Annotated in this window: 14 protein-coding genes; 5 read left to right on the top strand and 9 right to left on the bottom strand. The window is 39.7% G+C overall.

Annotated features, from left to right (window positions below):
* Window positions 1-126: 126 nt before the first annotated feature.
* From HYG79_RS13380 to HYG79_RS13345, 8 genes are all read right to left on the bottom strand, one after another.
* Window positions 127-375, bottom strand: a complete 249-nt coding sequence (locus HYG79_RS13380) for a hypothetical protein (RefSeq protein WP_179242575.1) — start codon at window positions 373-375, stop codon at window positions 127-129.
* Between the two features lie 136 nt (window positions 376-511).
* Window positions 512-2,311, bottom strand: a complete 1,800-nt coding sequence (locus HYG79_RS13375; RefSeq protein ID WP_179242574.1) for a ribonucleoside-diphosphate reductase subunit alpha — start codon at window positions 2,309-2,311, stop codon at window positions 512-514.
* Entirely contained in the window at window positions 2,312-3,586 is a 1,275-nt protein-coding gene (locus tag HYG79_RS13370) for a ribonucleotide-diphosphate reductase subunit beta (RefSeq protein WP_179242573.1), read from the bottom strand.
* A 238-nt stretch (window positions 3,587-3,824) separates the two neighbouring features.
* The gene (locus tag HYG79_RS13365; RefSeq protein WP_179242572.1) at window positions 3,825-4,172 is read right to left on the bottom strand and encodes a hypothetical protein; all 348 of its coding nucleotides are present in this window, start codon (window positions 4,170-4,172) and stop codon (window positions 3,825-3,827) included.
* Window positions 4,173-4,204: 32 nt separating this feature from the next.
* On the bottom strand, window positions 4,205-5,494 hold the full coding sequence (locus HYG79_RS13360; RefSeq protein WP_179242571.1) for a PepSY-associated TM helix domain-containing protein: 1,290 nt from the start codon (window positions 5,492-5,494) through the stop codon (window positions 4,205-4,207).
* A 3-nt stretch (window positions 5,495-5,497) separates the two neighbouring features.
* Window positions 5,498-7,951 carry a TonB-dependent receptor gene (locus HYG79_RS13355; protein WP_179242570.1) on the bottom strand — a complete coding sequence of 818 codons (2,454 nt, stop codon included), beginning with the start codon at window positions 7,949-7,951 and terminating at the stop codon, window positions 5,498-5,500.
* A gap of 108 nt (window positions 7,952-8,059) precedes the next feature.
* Window positions 8,060-8,698 (bottom strand): HmuY family protein, encoded by a 639-nt coding sequence (locus HYG79_RS13350; protein ID WP_179242569.1) that lies wholly within the window; start codon window positions 8,696-8,698, stop codon window positions 8,060-8,062.
* Window positions 8,699-8,709: 11 nt separating this feature from the next.
* On the bottom strand, window positions 8,710-10,803 hold the full coding sequence (locus HYG79_RS13345) for a TonB-dependent receptor plug domain-containing protein (protein ID WP_179242568.1): 2,094 nt from the start codon (window positions 10,801-10,803) through the stop codon (window positions 8,710-8,712).
* 104 nt (window positions 10,804-10,907) lie between these two features.
* Between HYG79_RS13345 and HYG79_RS13340 the strand changes: the two genes are divergently transcribed.
* From HYG79_RS13340 to HYG79_RS13320, 5 genes are read left to right on the top strand one after another with little or no spacing between them, the layout of a single operon-like run.
* Window positions 10,908-11,816: a DUF6607 family protein gene (locus HYG79_RS13340; RefSeq protein ID WP_179242567.1), complete on the top strand. Its 909-nt coding sequence runs from the start codon at window positions 10,908-10,910 to the stop codon at window positions 11,814-11,816.
* 4 nt (window positions 11,817-11,820) lie between these two features.
* Entirely contained in the window at window positions 11,821-13,314 is a 1,494-nt protein-coding gene (locus HYG79_RS13335; protein WP_179242566.1) for an ankyrin repeat domain-containing protein, read from the top strand.
* A gap of 28 nt (window positions 13,315-13,342) precedes the next feature.
* Window positions 13,343-13,834, top strand: coding sequence for a DUF2271 domain-containing protein (locus HYG79_RS13330; RefSeq protein WP_179242565.1), 492 nt, complete (start codon window positions 13,343-13,345; stop codon window positions 13,832-13,834).
* Between the two features lie 10 nt (window positions 13,835-13,844).
* The gene (locus HYG79_RS13325; RefSeq protein ID WP_179242564.1) at window positions 13,845-16,037 is read left to right on the top strand and encodes a PepSY domain-containing protein; all 2,193 of its coding nucleotides are present in this window, start codon (window positions 13,845-13,847) and stop codon (window positions 16,035-16,037) included.
* A 32-nt stretch (window positions 16,038-16,069) separates the two neighbouring features.
* Window positions 16,070-16,426, top strand: a complete 357-nt coding sequence (locus HYG79_RS13320; RefSeq protein WP_179242563.1) for a hypothetical protein — start codon at window positions 16,070-16,072, stop codon at window positions 16,424-16,426.
* Between the two features lie 3 nt (window positions 16,427-16,429).
* Here HYG79_RS13320 and HYG79_RS13315 read toward each other — a convergent pair whose 3' ends face one another.
* A complete protein-coding gene (locus HYG79_RS13315) occupies window positions 16,430-17,296 on the bottom strand; it encodes a hydroxymethylglutaryl-CoA lyase (RefSeq protein WP_179242562.1) in 867 nt (288 codons plus the stop codon).
* Between the last annotated feature and the right edge of the window lie 12 nt (window positions 17,297-17,308).

The raw sequence follows: 17,308 nt of genomic DNA, 5'->3' as shown, positions 1-17,308 counted from the left end.
AATCTAAATAATTTGAAGATTAGTTTATATCGAGTAGATATTAATAGTGTAAGAGGAATAATCTTAAATATGAAGCAAAAAAAACGGCTATTATAGCCGTTTTTAATAAGTGTTTGTATTGTTTTTTTAAGCTGAAGCTTTTTGCGGTGCCCAATGGTTACAGGACATTCCTGGTGCGGCTTTTTGAGGATTCGCACAGTCACTTGTCTCATAACGTATGCAACTGATACAGTTTTGCTCATCTTTTAAGGCGGCTTTCATCTCAAAGCTATCACAAGTATAACTATTACCAACAGTGACCGCATGTACCTTACATACATTGCCTTCAACCAAATTTTCACAATTTATACAGCTGTTTCCTAATCGTATCGACATAACAATCTTTTTTTTAATTTATTTTCGTAAAATTAATAATAGAGACTGTTAGAAACAATATAAATAACTGATTTACAGTTATTTATATTTAGATTAGTTTAAAATTAAGGTGCCAAAAATAATGAACGTACACTTTTTAGGCCTCACAACTTGCACATTCTTTCTTTTGCTTGAACTTTTGTGCGGCGTTCATACTATGTTGGTAATACAGCGATTTTAAACCTAATTTCCAAGCGGTTACATGAATCTTGTTGATTTCTTTGACAGGCATATCTGGATGAACGATAATATTAACGGATTGTCCCTGATCGATATGGTTCTGCCTGTTCGCCGCTTGATAAATAATATCCATTTGGTCTATTTCCGAATAGGTTTTGAACACATCCTTTTCGTTTTCGGTCAAAAAATCCAAGTGCTGTACGGAACCGTCGTAATCGCGAATGCTTTTCCAGATCTCTGAGGTATTTTTTCCTTTTTCTTCCAACAAATTGGCCAAAAAGGGGTTTCTTATTGTAGTCTTTACCTTGGCAATATCCTTTACATAGGTATTGGACCAAATAGGCTCTATGCCCTGTGACACCTGACCAAGTATAAAAGCAGACGATGTTGTTGGGGCAATGGCATTTAATGTTGCGTTACGCCTGCCATACCCTTTTAAAACAGTAGGCTCGCCAAATTTTTGGGCCAACGCTTCTGATGCCGAATATGATTTTGTCTTGATACTCCTAAAAATTTCATTGTTCAGGTCATAGGCCTCTTGACTATTGAACGGAAGCATTTTGGATTGTAGCAAAGAATGCCAACCCAGAACACCAAGCCCCAAAGCACGATTATCCTTTGCGAAATTATAGGCACGCTCCATAAATAAAAAGGTCTGCCTATCGTCCCGATTGGACGAATCTCGATACGCTTCCAACTTTTCGATGAACTCGGTGATCACAGCGTCCAAGAAATATACCATGGTTTCCACGGCATCGGTATCCTTCCATTTATCATAATGCAAAACATTTACAGAAGACAATACACAGACAAAAGACCAATCGTCATTGGATGGCAACATAATTTCAGTACAAAGGTTGCTGGCATATATGGGCAATTGTTTGTCCCGGTACACATCGGCCGCGCCGTTATTGGCATGATCTTTAAAGAAAATATATGGGTAGCCCATTTCTCCCCTACGCTGCAGTACTTTGGCCCAAATAGACCGTTTTTCCACATCGCCTTCAATCATTTCTTGCATCCACTGGTCGGTAACGGTAACCCCATGTGTTAATTCTTGGATAGGATTCCCCTCGGTGCCGATTTCCAAGAACTCCATAATGTCCGGATGCTCAACAGGTAGATATGGCGAAAAGCGACCGCGCCTTACGGAACCTTGACTCACAACATCCACCATTGATTCAAAAAGTTGCATAATATGCACCGCACCAGATGCCTGGCCATTATTTTTAACTTCGGCTCCACGATGTCTAATTTTCCCAAAATATCCCGAGGTACCACCACCGAGTTTGGACATCATGCCCACTTCAGATTGGGTGTACAGTATATTACCCATATCATCGTCAATATGGGAGCCAAAACAACTGATTGGCAGGCCTCTTTTCTTTCCAAAATTTGACCACACCGGTGATGCCAAAGAATAAAAACCTTCGGACATGTAGCCATAAAATTTATCCGAAAAACCGGGCATACCCAATAGTTCTTCCGCCCTATCCGCGATTTCACGTATACGTACCTCCGGTGTTACCCCTTCGGTCAAATAGCCCGAAGCCAAAAAGTTTCGGCTGTGCTCGGTAAGCCATTCAAAACCGCTTTGGGGTTTTTCACCGATTTTTTTTAGGGTTTCTTTTCGGGCCTGAAGCAATTGATCGGTATCGTTACCGGTAGCTTTTTCAATTTTTCCCTGTGTGTCTTGTGTTGATTTTGAATCGTTCATTTAAAAAAGGTCGTCGCTGGTTATACTTTGTGTTCTTTTACTATAATTGATGGAGCGTTTTACGAAGAAATCGCCATGTTTGGTGCCGATGATTTCATCATCAAACCATTCGGTCTGTGCCAACAAGGATTCATCAACTTCAAAAATCGCATCAATGCCTATGCTCTCCAATGAACTGTTGAACCTATTCTTAATAAACTCGTTGACCAGGGCTTTCGGCAGAAAATCGAGCTCTCCTTCCTCAAAAATCCAGTCTATTATTTTACTTTCAGCTGTAAAGGCTTCCCGGCACATATCCTGTATCATGTTATGATAATCCGCATTGAACCAATCGGGATTCTCCTCTTTGATGATTTTAATGATATCGATGCCAAAATCCCCGTGAATCTGCTCTTCTTTGGAGGTGGCCTCTACCACATTGGAAATTCCCTTCAACATATTTTTGTGCTTGTTGAAGGCCATTATTATCAAAAATTGGGAAAAAAGGGAAACATGCTCAATAAATAACGAAAACAACAAGATAGACTCTGCGTACTCTTTGTTATCGTCACTTTTAGCGTTTTTGAGGGCAGTTTCCAAGTACTGCACCCTTTTCATGATTACTGGCTTTTTCTTTAGGGTATTGAATTCCTCGTTGAGTCCCAAAATTTCCAATAGATGCGAATAGGCATCTGCATGGCGTACTTCACTTTCCGCAAATGTAGCCCCTACCGACCCAATTTCCGGTTTTGGCATCTTGTGATAGATATCCCCCCAAAAAGATTTAACGGCGACCTCAATTTGGGAAATGGCCAGCATAGTGTTTTTGATGGCACTTCGTTCGGTGGTAGACAACCGAGTCTTAAAATCTTGTATGTCGCTAGTGAAATTAAATTCCGTATGTATCCAATACGAGTGTCGTATGGCCGGAACATACTCATATAACGCCGGGTATTCGTAGGGCTTCAAATTTATACGCTTTTCAAAAATGTTGCTTTTGCGCTTTTGTGCCTGTTCGTTTCGATAAATTATGTATGCCTTGGCCACATCAAAAAAGCCGCCTTCCATAAGCTTTTTCTCGACCAAATCCTGTACTTGTTCAACGGTAGGCTTATAGTTTTCATCTAAACCTTTACGTTCTAAAAGCTCCGAATATACGCTTTTGGATATATGCTCAGCGTCAAGTAAACCACCATGTTCTATAGCGGTCATCGCCTTTAAAACGGCATTAGTGATTTTTTCCAATTGAAAGGGTTTGGTCGTGAAGTCCCTTTTGACGACATGAGTTATTTCCATAATATTTTGACGTTAAAATTTTTCTAAATAAAGCGAGGTATAAAGGTCAAATTTTATTGCCTTTATTTTATTTGTTGATCGTGAAGTTTTTCCACACTGTTATCAACAATTGTAAATTTAATATTAAGAAAAATCGTAAAGTTTTGTAATTCAGAAACTTATAAAATTGCTGAATAAAATTGGGAAACCAAACTTTTAGCCGGGCATAAAAAAAAAGTAAGTGTGTTTGATTTTGATATCAATCTTCAGGTCTAAGACGATATTTTTCTAAAGTAGTATCAATATTTATCATAAACTGGGTGCCCTTTATCAAATCTTCTATCATTGTCAAAATGGACCTATCTACCTTCAAACAAATATCGATAAGTGGGTTTGTACTCCAGATTTTTTCACAAGGATTGCCATCACATTCCACACATGAACAGGGCTCGTATGATTTGCGAACTATAACCAAAAGATGTTCTAGATCTGCTCTTGACATAAATAGGCCAACAGTGTCTACAACCAATTGCATTTCACAATCTGGATTAGGGCTATTGAAAATACGATACACCGCACCGTAGTCATTTTTGTAAATCAATTGCATACTACATTTTATTGGGTTTCCTTTTTTTCGAATCAGGTGATTTTTTGGACTACTTTATTCAATCTATATATAAAAATATAATATGCCGCTGCCAGAAACAGAAACCATCCTATACTTATAATCACCATTGCCGTGATTGACGCTTTATACCTATCGATCAATATGTAGTACATGAATAAAAGCATAATTGCAAAAAAGCCCCAGTTCACATAACGCCAAACACCCATTATTTTCTTTTTGCTTTTTTTTCTCTTTAATGCCTTGCGCTTTAGTGTTATCCAAATGCCAGACAATACCAGTAACGAGATTGCCAAACCAAAAACAAACCAGATAATCTTGGTAGTCAAACCGCCCCAATACCCAAAATGCAATGGGTCTGCAATATCGTTTAGGAACATAACCGTTCCGATTTCGGTGGCCTTTTGAGTCTTTATCACTTTATATGTATTGGGATTCAAGTACACACGGTTGGCCCTTTGGCGCACTAGAGGCACATTACTTTTTCCCGATAAATAGATGCTGCCCGACTTTCCGCTTTTTGGAGAAATGTCACCGACAACCAGATTTGGTATTTGTTTTTTCGCAACCCTTACGGCGCGGTCGTAATCCAGATTATTGGCATCAATGCCAGCTTTATCAGCTTCAAAGCCATGTATCACCGGGGGTTTGGGATTTGTTGTTTTCCCGATATCGCCTACATTGGCCCTTTCCAAAAAATACCAAATGCCCGTAATAGAAAACAGAAGGGTAAAAGGTACCGACCAAAGGCCGATCAAACGATGAAGACTTCGAAATAAAACCAGATTTCCTTTTCCCGTTTGTAATTCAAAAAGCTTTCGCCACCATTTTTTGTAAAAAACTAGTGCCGTTACGAGTGATATCAATAACAGAAAACCAAAAATCAATACCGTAAAATGCCCAATCTGAAATGGAACGAACAAAAAATAATGTAAATCCCTAAAAAAACGTTGAAACGTAATCTGTGCCTCCCCCTGTATTTTTCCCGTGTACGGATTTGCAAAAACATAGCTTCGTTGCCCATCCTCCATCTTATAGATGATATCACACAAATACGGCTCATCGGTACGTAGCCAAAATGTGATCTCACCCTTGGGGTAGGCATCTCTAAAATTTGATACCATCAAGTTTCGTGGGGCAAGTTCACTTTGAGGTGTAGCCCGAATGGATGGTATAAACAACCAGTCCATCTCATGGCTTAATGTAGCTAAGGTACCCGAAAAGCAAACTATAAAAAACAGAATGCTCAATCGGATACCTATCCAACTATGAATTTGAAAGAATGTTTTCTTTTTTAGCTTCATTCCTTAGAAAGTGTAGGACACTGTGGTCATCACATTTCTCGGTGCACCGGGAAATGCCCTTATAAAATCGTAACCGCCTACCCAATGTGTCTTATTGAAAATATTATTGATGTTCAATTGAATCTGAACCTTGTTCAAATTGTAATACAGGGCGGCATCAAACAGCCCGTACATGGGAAATTCTGTAGGTTCTGCCCCGCTGCTGACGATAGACCCAAACCGTTCAGAAACAAAATTGTAACCAACCCCAAAGCCAACCCCTTTGTATCGACCTTCGCCTAAAATATACTTGCTCCAGATATTTCCCATATGCCTAGGTGCATTTGGCTTTTGCCTTCCAATTTCGGCAGGGTCGTCGCTTTCGGTAAACTTTGCATCATTAAAGGCATAACCGGCCACAAGGCTCCAGTTTTGCGTAATGTTTCCGGAAATATCAAGCTCAAAGCCTTTCGCTTCTTCCTCGCCGATCTGTACCAAACGCTCTGGATTATTTGGATCATCTGCATTGTAAAGCTCTCCCTTTTGCGTCAACAGATATAATGATAGCGATGCATTTAGGCGCCCATTAAACCAATCTGATTTGGCCCCAAACTCAAAAAGCTCGCTTTCCAAAGGATCGAAAGGACCACCGGCATCGGGATTTATTATATCGGCGGCACTTTGCGGTTGAAAGCCCTGTACCCATGTACCGTAAAGATTAATATTATCGTTCATAGTGTACACCAAACCTATTCTTGGCAAAAAGGCTTGTTGTTCCACCTTTTCCTCATCTTCGCTGTTGTAGTCGGTAAAATCGGTAAAATATTCTTGCCGCAAACCGACCAATACTTTAAAGTCACCTATTTCAGCTTGATTTTGCAGGTATACCCCATGCGATCTTTGCAAAAATTGATTAAAGGTCCTTGTCCTGTATACATAATTGCTCATATCCCGTAGGCCGTTTGCCGTTGAGGACACCAAATCAAAATGACCAACATTGGTCACAGGGTTTCCGTCACCATCCAAAACATAATTTGCCGCATTATCGGGATCAAATACATTCGTTGCAGTGCCATTTTGCAGAAGATAACTACGTGCTTCGAGCTGTGATCCGCCAGGTTGTAATTCCTGTTGAAAATAGTCATAACCAACCAAAAGCTTGTTTTTTACACGTCCTAAATCAAAATCGAAATTAAAGTAGTTGTTAAAGTTGTTATTGTCCCAGCCCCTTTTTCGTATGAATACACGCATAGCTACTTTTTCTTCATCAAAGCTGCCATCGCCTAGAGCAGCGAACCTATTGGATGTGCGATGTTCCAATAAATCTTCGTCATAGGACGAACGCATAAAAATACTGTTGAATGTAATATTATCGATAAAATTATGCTGTAAGGAAACAGTCGCGGTCAGACTTATCTCGTCCAAAAAGTCATTGGCCGCACTCAATGATTTGGTGATAGGTGTGGAAAAAAGGTCACCGTTTCCAAAAACGGCCTGCCCCCGGTCTAAGCGACCTTGGGAGTCTTGATAAACAATGTCAAAGTTGAGCCGTGTGTTGTTCGTTGGCAAAAATGAAAAAGAAGGTGCCACAACCAAATTTCTAGCCAACTGAAGATCCCTAAAACCATCGGTATTTTCATAACCCAAATTCAATCTGTACAAGAGCTTGTTATCTTTTGTCATGGGGCCCGTAAAATCCGCTAAGGTTCGAAAAGTATTGAAACTACCTACCGATGCGGTAATAGATTGTCTTGCTTCAGGTAGCGGTTTTTTGGTGACCCTATTGATTGTTCCGCCGGGAGATGCATTGCCAAACAGGGCCGAAGCCGGTCCTTTAATAACTTCTACCCGTTCAATATGTGGAATCAGCTGTGGTTTCCAAAAACTCGTAAAGGCGCGCATACCGTTTACCAAATTGCCCGAGTTACGCTGGCCCGCTACACGAAACCCCCTAATAGTGATATCATTATAAAAACTGAACTGGTTTACTCCGCTAATATTTTTTATAACATCGTTCAATGTAAAAGCAGCCTGATCCAACGCAAGCTCTTTGGTTACAAAATTGATGGTAGTTGGCACTTCCTTAACGGGAGCGGCCGATTTGGTCGCGGCATACGAAACCGTATTTTTATATCCGGTTTCCCTACGCCCGATTATCTCAACAGGTTGCAATTGCTCTGTTGCTGGTACAAGGGTAAAATCAACACTTAGGTTCGCTTGCCCGGAAACCTCAACAGATTTCGTTTCTGATTTGTATCCTATGTACGAAACGGTCAATGAATACTGACCCGATTCCACATTGGCAAAACTGTACTTTCCATCCATATCACTGGTGGTGCCGCGTGTATTGTTCAGCATGATCGTTGCACCCAAAAGCGGTATGTTCTCGCCGTCAGATATAGTTCCTTCTATCGTGGTTTGCCCAAGGGCAACGATACTGAATAACAGGGCCATTATCGCTACACTAAAATTTTTCATTTTTTCGGTTTTTATAGTATTCTTGTGGTTATCTACTGAACAAAACCGGACAACCCGAAGGTATGCCCGGCTTCTCAACTAAACTAACTCAAACTAATTTTAAACGATCTATTGTAATGAAGTCTCGCCTTCATTAGGGTTATAGACGTAATTGAAGGTGTAAAATCTAAAATCCCTGTTCGCGATTTCCGAGGTTATTTCCGATGGCGCATCTTTATAATAACTTAAAATTTCAACTTTTGCATATTTACCATCATGGGTTTTTATTACGAGTACCTTGCCTGGAATAGGGGTCACTACATTGGTTGGCTGGTTATAATTATACCAACCATTATCGCTCCCCGTAGGAATGGCAAAACCATTGGCTGAATCCTGTAGAAAAGTGTACGAGGCAGCATCGGTAACACTGGCAAAAGTACCCGTTGCAATAGCTGCGCCAGCATCTCCATTTCTCTCGGGCTCATCATTCGTTCCGGTTGCGACTCCCCCGTTAACGGCAATTGTCAAGCCCCTAAAGGCAATATCCCATTCCGTTTCATTAGTGGTAATGGCACCCGTTTCAAAACTGAATTTCGTAAAAGACCCTCCTATTTCGCCCTGACCAAAACCTCCGGTCTGCGGTGCCGGTATATTCGTAGCCGTCTTACTTTCTACGGCCTCCAACTGTGGTTCATCGTCATCACTATCACAGGCGATAAATAGTAGGGGTAGTACTAAAAATGTAAAGAATTTAAATGTAGATTGCATAATACTTGTTTTTAAAATTGGATATTAACTTTTGTAAATAATTGTATTCCGGCGAGACCGGGTATATTTTCTTCGTCCCTGTAATCAAATAGGTTGTTGGCTCCTAACTGTAAGGTATACTTACCGGCAAATGTCTTGTTCAAGGCAATATTGGTAAGTGCGAAGCCATCAACGAAAGATGTGTCAAAATCATCTATGATACCATTACCATTACTGTCAAAAAGACCATATTTGCTTCGATAGTTGATACGTAGATTGGCATTAAAATTCCATCGTGGCACTTCATAGAACATCTTAAAATTGGCGGTGTGCCTGGAACGGTTGACGAGCCCAAAATAATCGGTATTATCAAGTGCTACGGTTTGCAGTGATGCAGGGTCACGGGCAAATACCTCGCCCCGTTCCAAAGCCACCTTTTTTTCTTTATCCTTGGCGTAGAGTAATTGATACCCACCGGCCAAGGTCAATGTATTGGATACTTTGTAATTGATATCAAGTTCTAGACCTGTGGTGTAAATCCTATCAAAATTCACGTAACTGAAAACGTTTTGACCATTCGTCCTCCTAGCTATCGCTCTTGTATCGATAAGATTTTGAAAATCGTTTCTAAAATAGTTTAGACCCAATCTGAGCTTTCCGTTTTGGTAAGCAGCACCCAAATTGTATCCTACCGAACTTTCGGCTTGCAGAGGTTCGGCCAAATCGTCCAAATCAAAAAGAATATCGATCAATTGACCCTGTTCTTCCAATTCCTGAACCTTGGCAACGGCGACATTATATCCCAAAACGGTATATCCTACGGCCGAATTCGTGAAATCAAAATATAGCTGTCTAAAGTCGGGTGCCTTAAAGCCATAACCAATTGAACCCTTAAGGGAAATGTTATCGTTGAATGCATAATTCAAAGATGCCTTGGGGCTAAATTGGGATTGGTATTCACTATGATTATCGAACCTAGCCCCCAAGATCATATTTATTTTTTCCAAAGGATAAAAATCGTATTGGGCATAAACATACTGTGAATCAAAAGTTACCCTCTCATCAAAAAAGGTACGATCCAAATTTTCGTGATTGTACCCAACACCTAACGTTACAGTATTGTTTGGCTTTATAGCGTACATGGCACGTACCTCTGGCCTAAAAAGATTTTGGTTAAAGTCACTCTCACTAAAAGTATCTTGTGTTATGGGGCTTTGTAAAAACTCGTTTGCGATGTAATTGGTATAATAAAACTCATATTCAAAATCTAATTTGGCATTGGCCCCATGGTTTAATCTCAAATGCAAGTTAGCTTCGGACAAATTACTATCACCCTCTAGCAATTCATCGCCCAAAAAAAGACTGGACTCTTGTTCCTGTTTGTAATACCTACCAGAAGTAAACAACCGTAGATTTTTTGTAAAATCATAAAAAATTCTTCCGTTAAGCGTATAGTTATTGAACGGCTCAACAGTTTGCCCAGGGTTTTCAGGTACTAGGTCATAACCATCACTAAATAGACTATTCGCAAACAGGGAATATCCCAGTTTTTTAAATTTTTGTTTGATATTTATGTTGGAATCGTGCGTGTTGAACGAGGCGATTCTATGGGATACGTTCCCGTGCAACGTACTATCTTTGGGGGTTTCGGTAATGATATTGACTACTCCGCCCAACGCCTCTGAACCATATAGACTTGAGGACGGTCCTTTGACAATCTCAATTTGTTGAATGTTACCGACGGTAAGCCTGCTCAAATCAAAATTTCCGGCAGAACGGCCCACCAAGGGAACACCATCTATCAAAATCATGACATAATCGGATGCAATTCCCTGAACTTGAATTCCGTTAAAGCCACTTTCGTCCGCAACGGTGATAATACCAGTTTGCTCGTTTAAGATTTCATCTAACCGGATAACCCCTGTTTTCTTTAACTGCTTTTTGGAAATCAGAGTAACGGGCAAAGGCACCGAGGAAAGCTGCCTGACCGTACGTGTTGCGGTCACAATTACCTCTTCTAAGTCCTGAACTAAAATAGAATCGTTTGCAAGCGGTTTTTCTTGTGCATAAAGAGAAGCTCCAGAAACACTAATAAAAACAAAGGCTAACAACCTATTTAGATTCATTCCTAATAATTTTTTGACAAATATATATCTTATTTTTAATCAATCTAAATAAAATTTATATTTTTGTGAAAGAATATTATTTGTCAACTTTTAACTATTCAACCATGAAAAAAATCGCTTTTGTAACAGTAATACTTTTATCCTTTTCGCTGTCGGCTCAATCAAAAAAGAACAAAAAACAACAGGACATACAATCCATAAAAAACATGTGCGGTTGTTACGAGGTCACCTTTAATTTTGCCGAGACTTTTAACTATAGTAAAGACTCATTGTACAAACCTTCAAAAACAAAAGTGGACAAAGGTTTGGAATGGGCGCAATTGGTTACCGATACCAATGACAAAATCGTAATACAACACATTCTTCAGGTAGGCAACCCTGCAAAACCTATGATCGTAAAACATTGGCGACAAGACTGGTTGTACGAGAATACGGATTTTTACCTATATGATGGCGACAATAACTGGGCGTTTACAAAAAAACCAAAGACAGAGGTTGAAGGCCAATGGACACAAAAAGTGTATCAAGTAGATGATAGCCCACGCTATGAAGGTAGTGCCACTTGGGTACATGTAGATGGAAAAAGCTATTGGGAAAATACGACACCAGCTCCCCTACCACGAAGAGAATACACTACCCGTGGCGATTACAATGTTACCCTGCGAGGAAACAGGCACGAAACCAGTGATGCAGGATGGATACATGACCAAGACAATGCAAAGATCATTAGAAAAGAAGGACAGGCTGACGTAATCCTAGCCATGGAAAAAGGGTACAATACCTATGTAAAAGTGCCGGACGAAAGGTGCAAAGGCGCCTCGGATTGGTGGCAAGAACACCATGATAAATGGACTACCGTTCGCAGTAAATGGGATGAAGTATTTAAAAGAAATACCGATTTGACCCTTAAAGAAAAAGTTGACAATAAAGTATTGTACAAACATTTATTTGATGATGAAATAAGCAAAGAACAAGAAATAAGCGAAGTTATCGAATCGTTTGTTCAAAATTGATAACATGAAAACAGTACAGTTTATTCTAGGCATCGTTACGTTCTTTTCCTTTACGTTGGGCAATGCCCAAGAAAACGTTTTTTTGAAACGTGGGTATTGGAAGGCCAATCCATCTATTTCACAAATTGAACAAGATATCAAAGCGGGAAATAATGTTACCGCACTTAACGAATCAATGTTCGATGCCGTTTGTTATGCGCTTATGGAGAAAGCGGACAATACCACCATAAAATATTTGTTGGGCAAAAAGGGCAATGAAGTTGATAAACTGACCCATGACGGTAGAACCTATATTTTTTGGGCCGCTTATCGTGACAATTTGGAAATAATGCAATATTTGGTCGACAAAGGTGCAAAGGCAAATATTGAAGATAGCCATGGCTATTCTGTCATGAATTTTGCCGCTGTTACAGGCCAAACCAATCCTGAATTATATGATTTTTTATTAGAAAACAATGCCGATATCAAAGCTAAAAACCACGACGGCGCAAACGCATTATTGTTGGTAGCACCTTTTGTCAAAGACTACGGTACAATAGCATATTTCGTTTCAAAAGGTTTGGACCTTAAAAGTACGGACGATCATGGGAACGGGGTTTTTCATTATGCTGCAAAAGGAGGTCATATACCCTTGCTGAAAACATTGGTAAAAAAAGGATTGCCCTACACAACAGTTAATAACAAAGGGCAAAACGCCTTGCATATGGCGAGCCTGGGTACCCGAAATTCCCAAAACAGTTTAGAGACCTATAAATATTTGGAGAGTTTGGGCATCAACCCCGATACCTCCGATATTGAAAACCGAAATCCGTTACACGCCATTGCCTACAAAACCAATGATCTAGAGGTTTTTAAGTATTTTATAAATAAAGGTGTAGATGTTGACCAACAAGATAAAGCTGGGAACTCTCCTTTTATGAATGCTGCAAAGAGCAATACCCTAGAGGTGGTCAAATTTTTGTCCGATCATGTCGAAGATATTGATGCACAAAATAAAAGTGGGCATACGGCACTTGTTATGGCCGTAAACCGTAATTCTGGTGAAGTTGTTGATTTTATCATCCGAAAGGGAGCGGATATCCATGTGAAAGATGTAAAAGACAATACCCTTGCTCATTACCTTTTGAACACATACAAAAACGCCGAGCCCGAAAGTTTTGAACAAAAATTAAAGCTTTTGACCGATAAGGGACTCTCTTTGAACGAAACACAAGAAAACGGAAATACCTTACTACACTTGGCCGTAAAAGAAAATAATCTTTCGTTATTAAAAAGATTAGAAGCTTTTGATATAGATATCAACCAAAAAAACAAAGACGGCATTACTCCATTACATATGGCAGCGATGACTTCAAACAACGATATTATTTTAAAATATTTGATTTCCCAGGGAGCGGACAAATCGGTAAAAACAGAATTTGAAGAATCGGTTTATGACCTGGCCAATGAGAATGAACTATTGAGAGAACGGCAAGTAACTTTGGAATTTTTAAAGTAAGTGAAAAACTGTAGAAAAAATTAAAAAAATGAAACCCAAGTTTAGAATTTTATTCATTATAGCCCTAGCATTTATTATCACGGCAAGTTTTACACGATCCGAGGAAACGGTAAACTATAAATGTATGATACAATTGACCAATTATACCGGTGAGGGAGCCTATGTGGTAGTATCGTTGTTGAATGCAGAAAACAAATATGAAGAAACCTTGTATGTGCAAGGTGATGACAATGAGTGGTATAGGGATATTGAGGAGTGGTGGAAAAATGTTTACGGTATAAAACGGCCCGACATAGATGCCATTACCGGTGCAACCGTCTCTGGCGGGGAACGAAGTATGACAGTATTAAAAATACCCGTGGACAAAATAGATGCCGGATACAAGATACGATTTGAATCTGCCGTAGAAGACCAAGAATATTACATGGATGACCTTGAGTTCGAATTGACCACGGAAAACCTGAAGACCAAGAAAGAAGGTAAAGGTTTTATACGTTACGTACGCATGATTCCCCAATAAAACCTATGACATGACCGTCTCTATCTGGAGGTACAGTCATTTATTATTGGCTTTGGCCTCGGCACTTTTTTTAACGATCGCATCGCTTACAGGTATAGTTCTGGCCTTTGAGCCAATGCAAAACGCCGTGCAGCCCTATCATATTGCCGGTAGCGAGAAACTATCGTTATCGGAAACCATGGTCGCATTGAACAGCTCCTATGACGAGGTACTTTCTTTGGAAATTGATGCGAATGATTTCATATCGGCATCGGTAATTACCAAATCCGGAGAAAGTGAAACAATATACATACATCCAAAAACCGCCGAAAAATTAGGAAGCCCAAAAGCACAAGCTCCAATTTTTCAATTTGCGACCAATCTACACCGATCCCTTTTTTTAAAAGGTTTGGGACGTTTTTTTGTGGGCCTTGTTTCGTTCTTGCTCTGTCTTATCGCCATTACCGGATTATTTTTGATACTAAAAAGACAAGGTGGACTCATGAAACTCTTTTCCAAGGTGCAAAAAGAGTATTTTGAGCTACGTTACCATGTGATATTCGGACGACTGTTCTTATTGCCTATCATTATTATCGCAGCTACCGGGGTATACCTTTCCGCAGAGAAATTTTCGTTATTGCCCGAAAACACGACCATTCACGAATTAAAAAACGCTAAAACGGAAGTTGATCTGAGCATAGAGGCATCTGAACTGCCCATTTTCAAAACAATTGTATTGAAGGATGTAAAATCTGTAAATTTTCCCTTTTCCAAAGCACCTGAAGATTACTTTGAGGTTTCCCTGAGCGACAGGGAGATTTACGTACACCAATATACGGGTGAGGTTTTAAGTGAAATACAATATCCATTCACGGTTTTGGCCAGTAGATGGAGTACCTTGCTCCACACTGGGCAAGGTTCTTTTTTATGGTCGGTAATCTTGTTATTGGCCAGTGTCTCAATCCTATTCTTTATTTATACGGGTATCGTCATGTGGCGCAGACGAACCAAGAATACAAAAATAGATAGGGTCGATAAGGATGAATGTAGCCATATTATTTTGGTCGGTTCTGAAACAGGCAGCACTTTTGGATTTGCAAAACTTTTAAAACAAGCCTTGGTAAAATCAGGAAAAAGTGTCTTTTTGGGTAAATTAAATTCGTATTCCACCTATAAAAAAGCCCAGCATCTTATCGTCTTGACCGCTACGTATGGCGATGGGCAGCCCACCACGAATGCCAGAAAATTTGAACAGCTTTTCAAAACCGTTCAAGCCACGAAAAAGGTACAGTACTCGGTCGTAGGTTTTGGTTCGTTGCTATACCCCAGGTACTGTTCGTTTGCCGTAACCGTGGAAAATCTGCTTGATGCTTCACCATATTTTGAACAAACAATTCCCTTGTATAAGATAAACAATCAAGACGAACGGTCGTTTTTGGATTGGGCCAAAAAGTGGGAAGAGAAGACATCGGTTTCGTTAAAAATAAAGTTTCCCGAAAAAAAGAAAAAACAGCTTAAAAAAAACAGTTTTAGAGTTGTAGAAAAAACCGACTTAAATAAAGATGATACCTTTTTAATACGGTTACGCCCCGAAAAAAATATACAATTTCAATCTGGAGATTTGGCTGCGATAACCCCTAAGCAGGATAATTTTGAACGTTTATATTCTATTGCCAAAATAGGAGACGATATACTTTTAAGCGTAAAAAAACATAAATTCGGAATATGTTCGCCCTTTTTAAGCGACCTGGCAATTGCAACCCGTATGAATATACGCATCAAAAAAAATCCGGATTTTCATTTTCCAAGGCAAGCCAAATCTGTTGTCCTGATTGCCAATGGCACGGGAATAGCTCCTTTTTTAGGGATGTTGTTTGAAAATATAGGTAAAATACCTGTTCACTTATTTTTAGGCTTACGCACGAAAAAATCCTTGCAGCTATATTCGGATATGCTTTCCAATGCAAGAGCAAAAGAATATGTATCTACTGTAAACATTGCCTATTCAAAGGAAAATCAAAAAAAATATGTGCAAGACCTATTAAAAGACAATATCAAAATAATAAGCGAAACCTTATCGGAGGGGGGTGCAATTTTTATTTGCGGCTCCTTGGCCATGCAACATGGTGTATTGGAAGTATTGGATGACATAACGTATACCGAATTAAAAAAACCGTTGAGCGATTTTGAACAACAGCAACAATTAAAAATGGACTGTTATTGAAATTTTTGTTACAGTAAAATAAAAAAACAAACATGAAAAATATAAACCCCATTTATCATAACCCTTTTGGTATGGCGTTTCAATGGAAAAGAACATCAGTAAAAGATATCAAAAAAGTACAGTTGGTCTTTAGGGATACTGGGCTCTTACTTTCCTATAATGAACTATCACGATTTTCAAAAAACATAAAGCACACTATGGATAACTCACCCATGTGTAGTGAGTGTGCCCAAAATGAATCATGCAAAGCGTTATTTGTAGACTCTCCCGCACCACAGGTAACTTTCGCCATGAATGTAAAGGAATTGGTAGCCATTCAGGATTTGGTCGAAGGAACTTTATTCCAATTGAATTTAGCCGATTATTTGGGTGAAATCTGTGAGGAGTAGTACCTAGTGGTATTTGCCAAAAAGTTCAGAAGCTTTATTGTAGGCCGCTTCAAAAACCATCCAATTCACACCTGAATCCGCTTTTTTAGCCGTAAAATGGGAAAGCATTTTTTCGGTGGGCATATTGCCCGTTAGTTCGTCTTTTGCCATTGGGCAACCGCCAAAACCCTGTACTGCACCATCAAAACGCCTACATCCCGCATTGAAGGCGGCATTTACTTTTTCATGCCATTTGGTGGGGATGGTATGCAAGTGTGCGCCAAACTCAATTTCCGGATATTTGGGAATAAGGTTTGAGAAAAGATAATCTATCGTTTCCGGGTCCGATGTTCCCACAGTATCCGACAATGACAAAATCTTTGCGCCCATTGCCGCTAATTTCTCCGTCCACTCCCCTACTATTTCAACATCCCAAGGGTCACCATAGGGATTGCCGAAACCCATCGAAATATAGGTCACCACTTCTTTATCGGCCGCATCGGCGATATTGAAAATTTCCCGTAACGTTTCTACGGACTGTGCAATGGTCTTATGTGTATTTCGCATTTGAAAGTTCTCCGAGATGGAAAAGGGAAATCCCAAATACCGAATTTCCGAATGTTTAGCAGCGTCCTTTGCCCCGCGCACATTGGCAACAATGGCCAATAATTTGCTCTGTGTATTTGATAGATCCAATTGGGACAATACTTCGGCCGTATCCGTCATTTGCGGAATGGCCTTTGGCGATACAAAACTTCCAAAATCGATAGTATCAAAACCGCAACCCAATAAAGATTGAATGTACCTTACCTTTTCATTTGTGGGAATAAAGGTTTTTATGCCTTGCATGGCATCACGTGGACATTCGATTACTTTGACTTTTTCGGGCATTGTTGAATAATA

This window comes from Costertonia aggregata (assembly GCF_013402795.1).
Classification (GTDB): domain Bacteria; phylum Bacteroidota; class Bacteroidia; order Flavobacteriales; family Flavobacteriaceae; genus Costertonia; species Costertonia aggregata.
The sequence above is the reverse complement of the archived record's forward strand: the minus strand, read 5'-3'. Positions and strand labels throughout refer to the sequence as shown.

Bases quoted from the DNA above. Each gene is read 5' to 3' on its own strand.
- HYG79_RS13335 (WP_179242566.1), top strand. From the start codon at position 11,821: ATGAAAACAGTACAGTTTATTCTAGGCATCGTTACGTTCTTTTCCTTT.
- HYG79_RS13350 (WP_179242569.1), bottom strand. From the start codon at position 8,698: ATGCAATCTACATTTAAATTCTTTACATTTTTAGTACTACCCCTACTA.
- HYG79_RS13330 (WP_179242565.1), top strand. From the start codon at position 13,343: ATGAAACCCAAGTTTAGAATTTTATTCATTATAGCCCTAGCATTTATT.
- HYG79_RS13315 (WP_179242562.1), bottom strand. From the start codon at position 17,296: ATGCCCGAAAAAGTCAAAGTAATCGAATGTCCACGTGATGCCATGCAA.
- HYG79_RS13380 (WP_179242575.1), bottom strand. From the start codon at position 375: ATGTCGATACGATTAGGAAACAGCTGTATAAATTGTGAAAATTTGGTT.
- HYG79_RS13320 (WP_179242563.1), top strand. From the start codon at position 16,070: ATGAAAAATATAAACCCCATTTATCATAACCCTTTTGGTATGGCGTTT.
- HYG79_RS13375 (WP_179242574.1), bottom strand. From the start codon at position 2,311: ATGAACGATTCAAAATCAACACAAGACACACAGGGAAAAATTGAAAAA.
- HYG79_RS13325 (WP_179242564.1), top strand. From the start codon at position 13,845: ATGACCGTCTCTATCTGGAGGTACAGTCATTTATTATTGGCTTTGGCC.
- HYG79_RS13365 (WP_179242572.1), bottom strand. From the start codon at position 4,172: ATGCAATTGATTTACAAAAATGACTACGGTGCGGTGTATCGTATTTTC.
- HYG79_RS13345 (WP_179242568.1), bottom strand. From the start codon at position 10,803: ATGAATCTAAATAGGTTGTTAGCCTTTGTTTTTATTAGTGTTTCTGGA.
- HYG79_RS13360 (WP_179242571.1), bottom strand. From the start codon at position 5,494: ATGAAGCTAAAAAAGAAAACATTCTTTCAAATTCATAGTTGGATAGGT.
- HYG79_RS13340 (WP_179242567.1), top strand. From the start codon at position 10,908: ATGAAAAAAATCGCTTTTGTAACAGTAATACTTTTATCCTTTTCGCTG.
- HYG79_RS13355 (WP_179242570.1), bottom strand. From the start codon at position 7,951: ATGAAAAATTTTAGTGTAGCGATAATGGCCCTGTTATTCAGTATCGTT.
- HYG79_RS13370 (WP_179242573.1), bottom strand. From the start codon at position 3,586: ATGGAAATAACTCATGTCGTCAAAAGGGACTTCACGACCAAACCCTTT.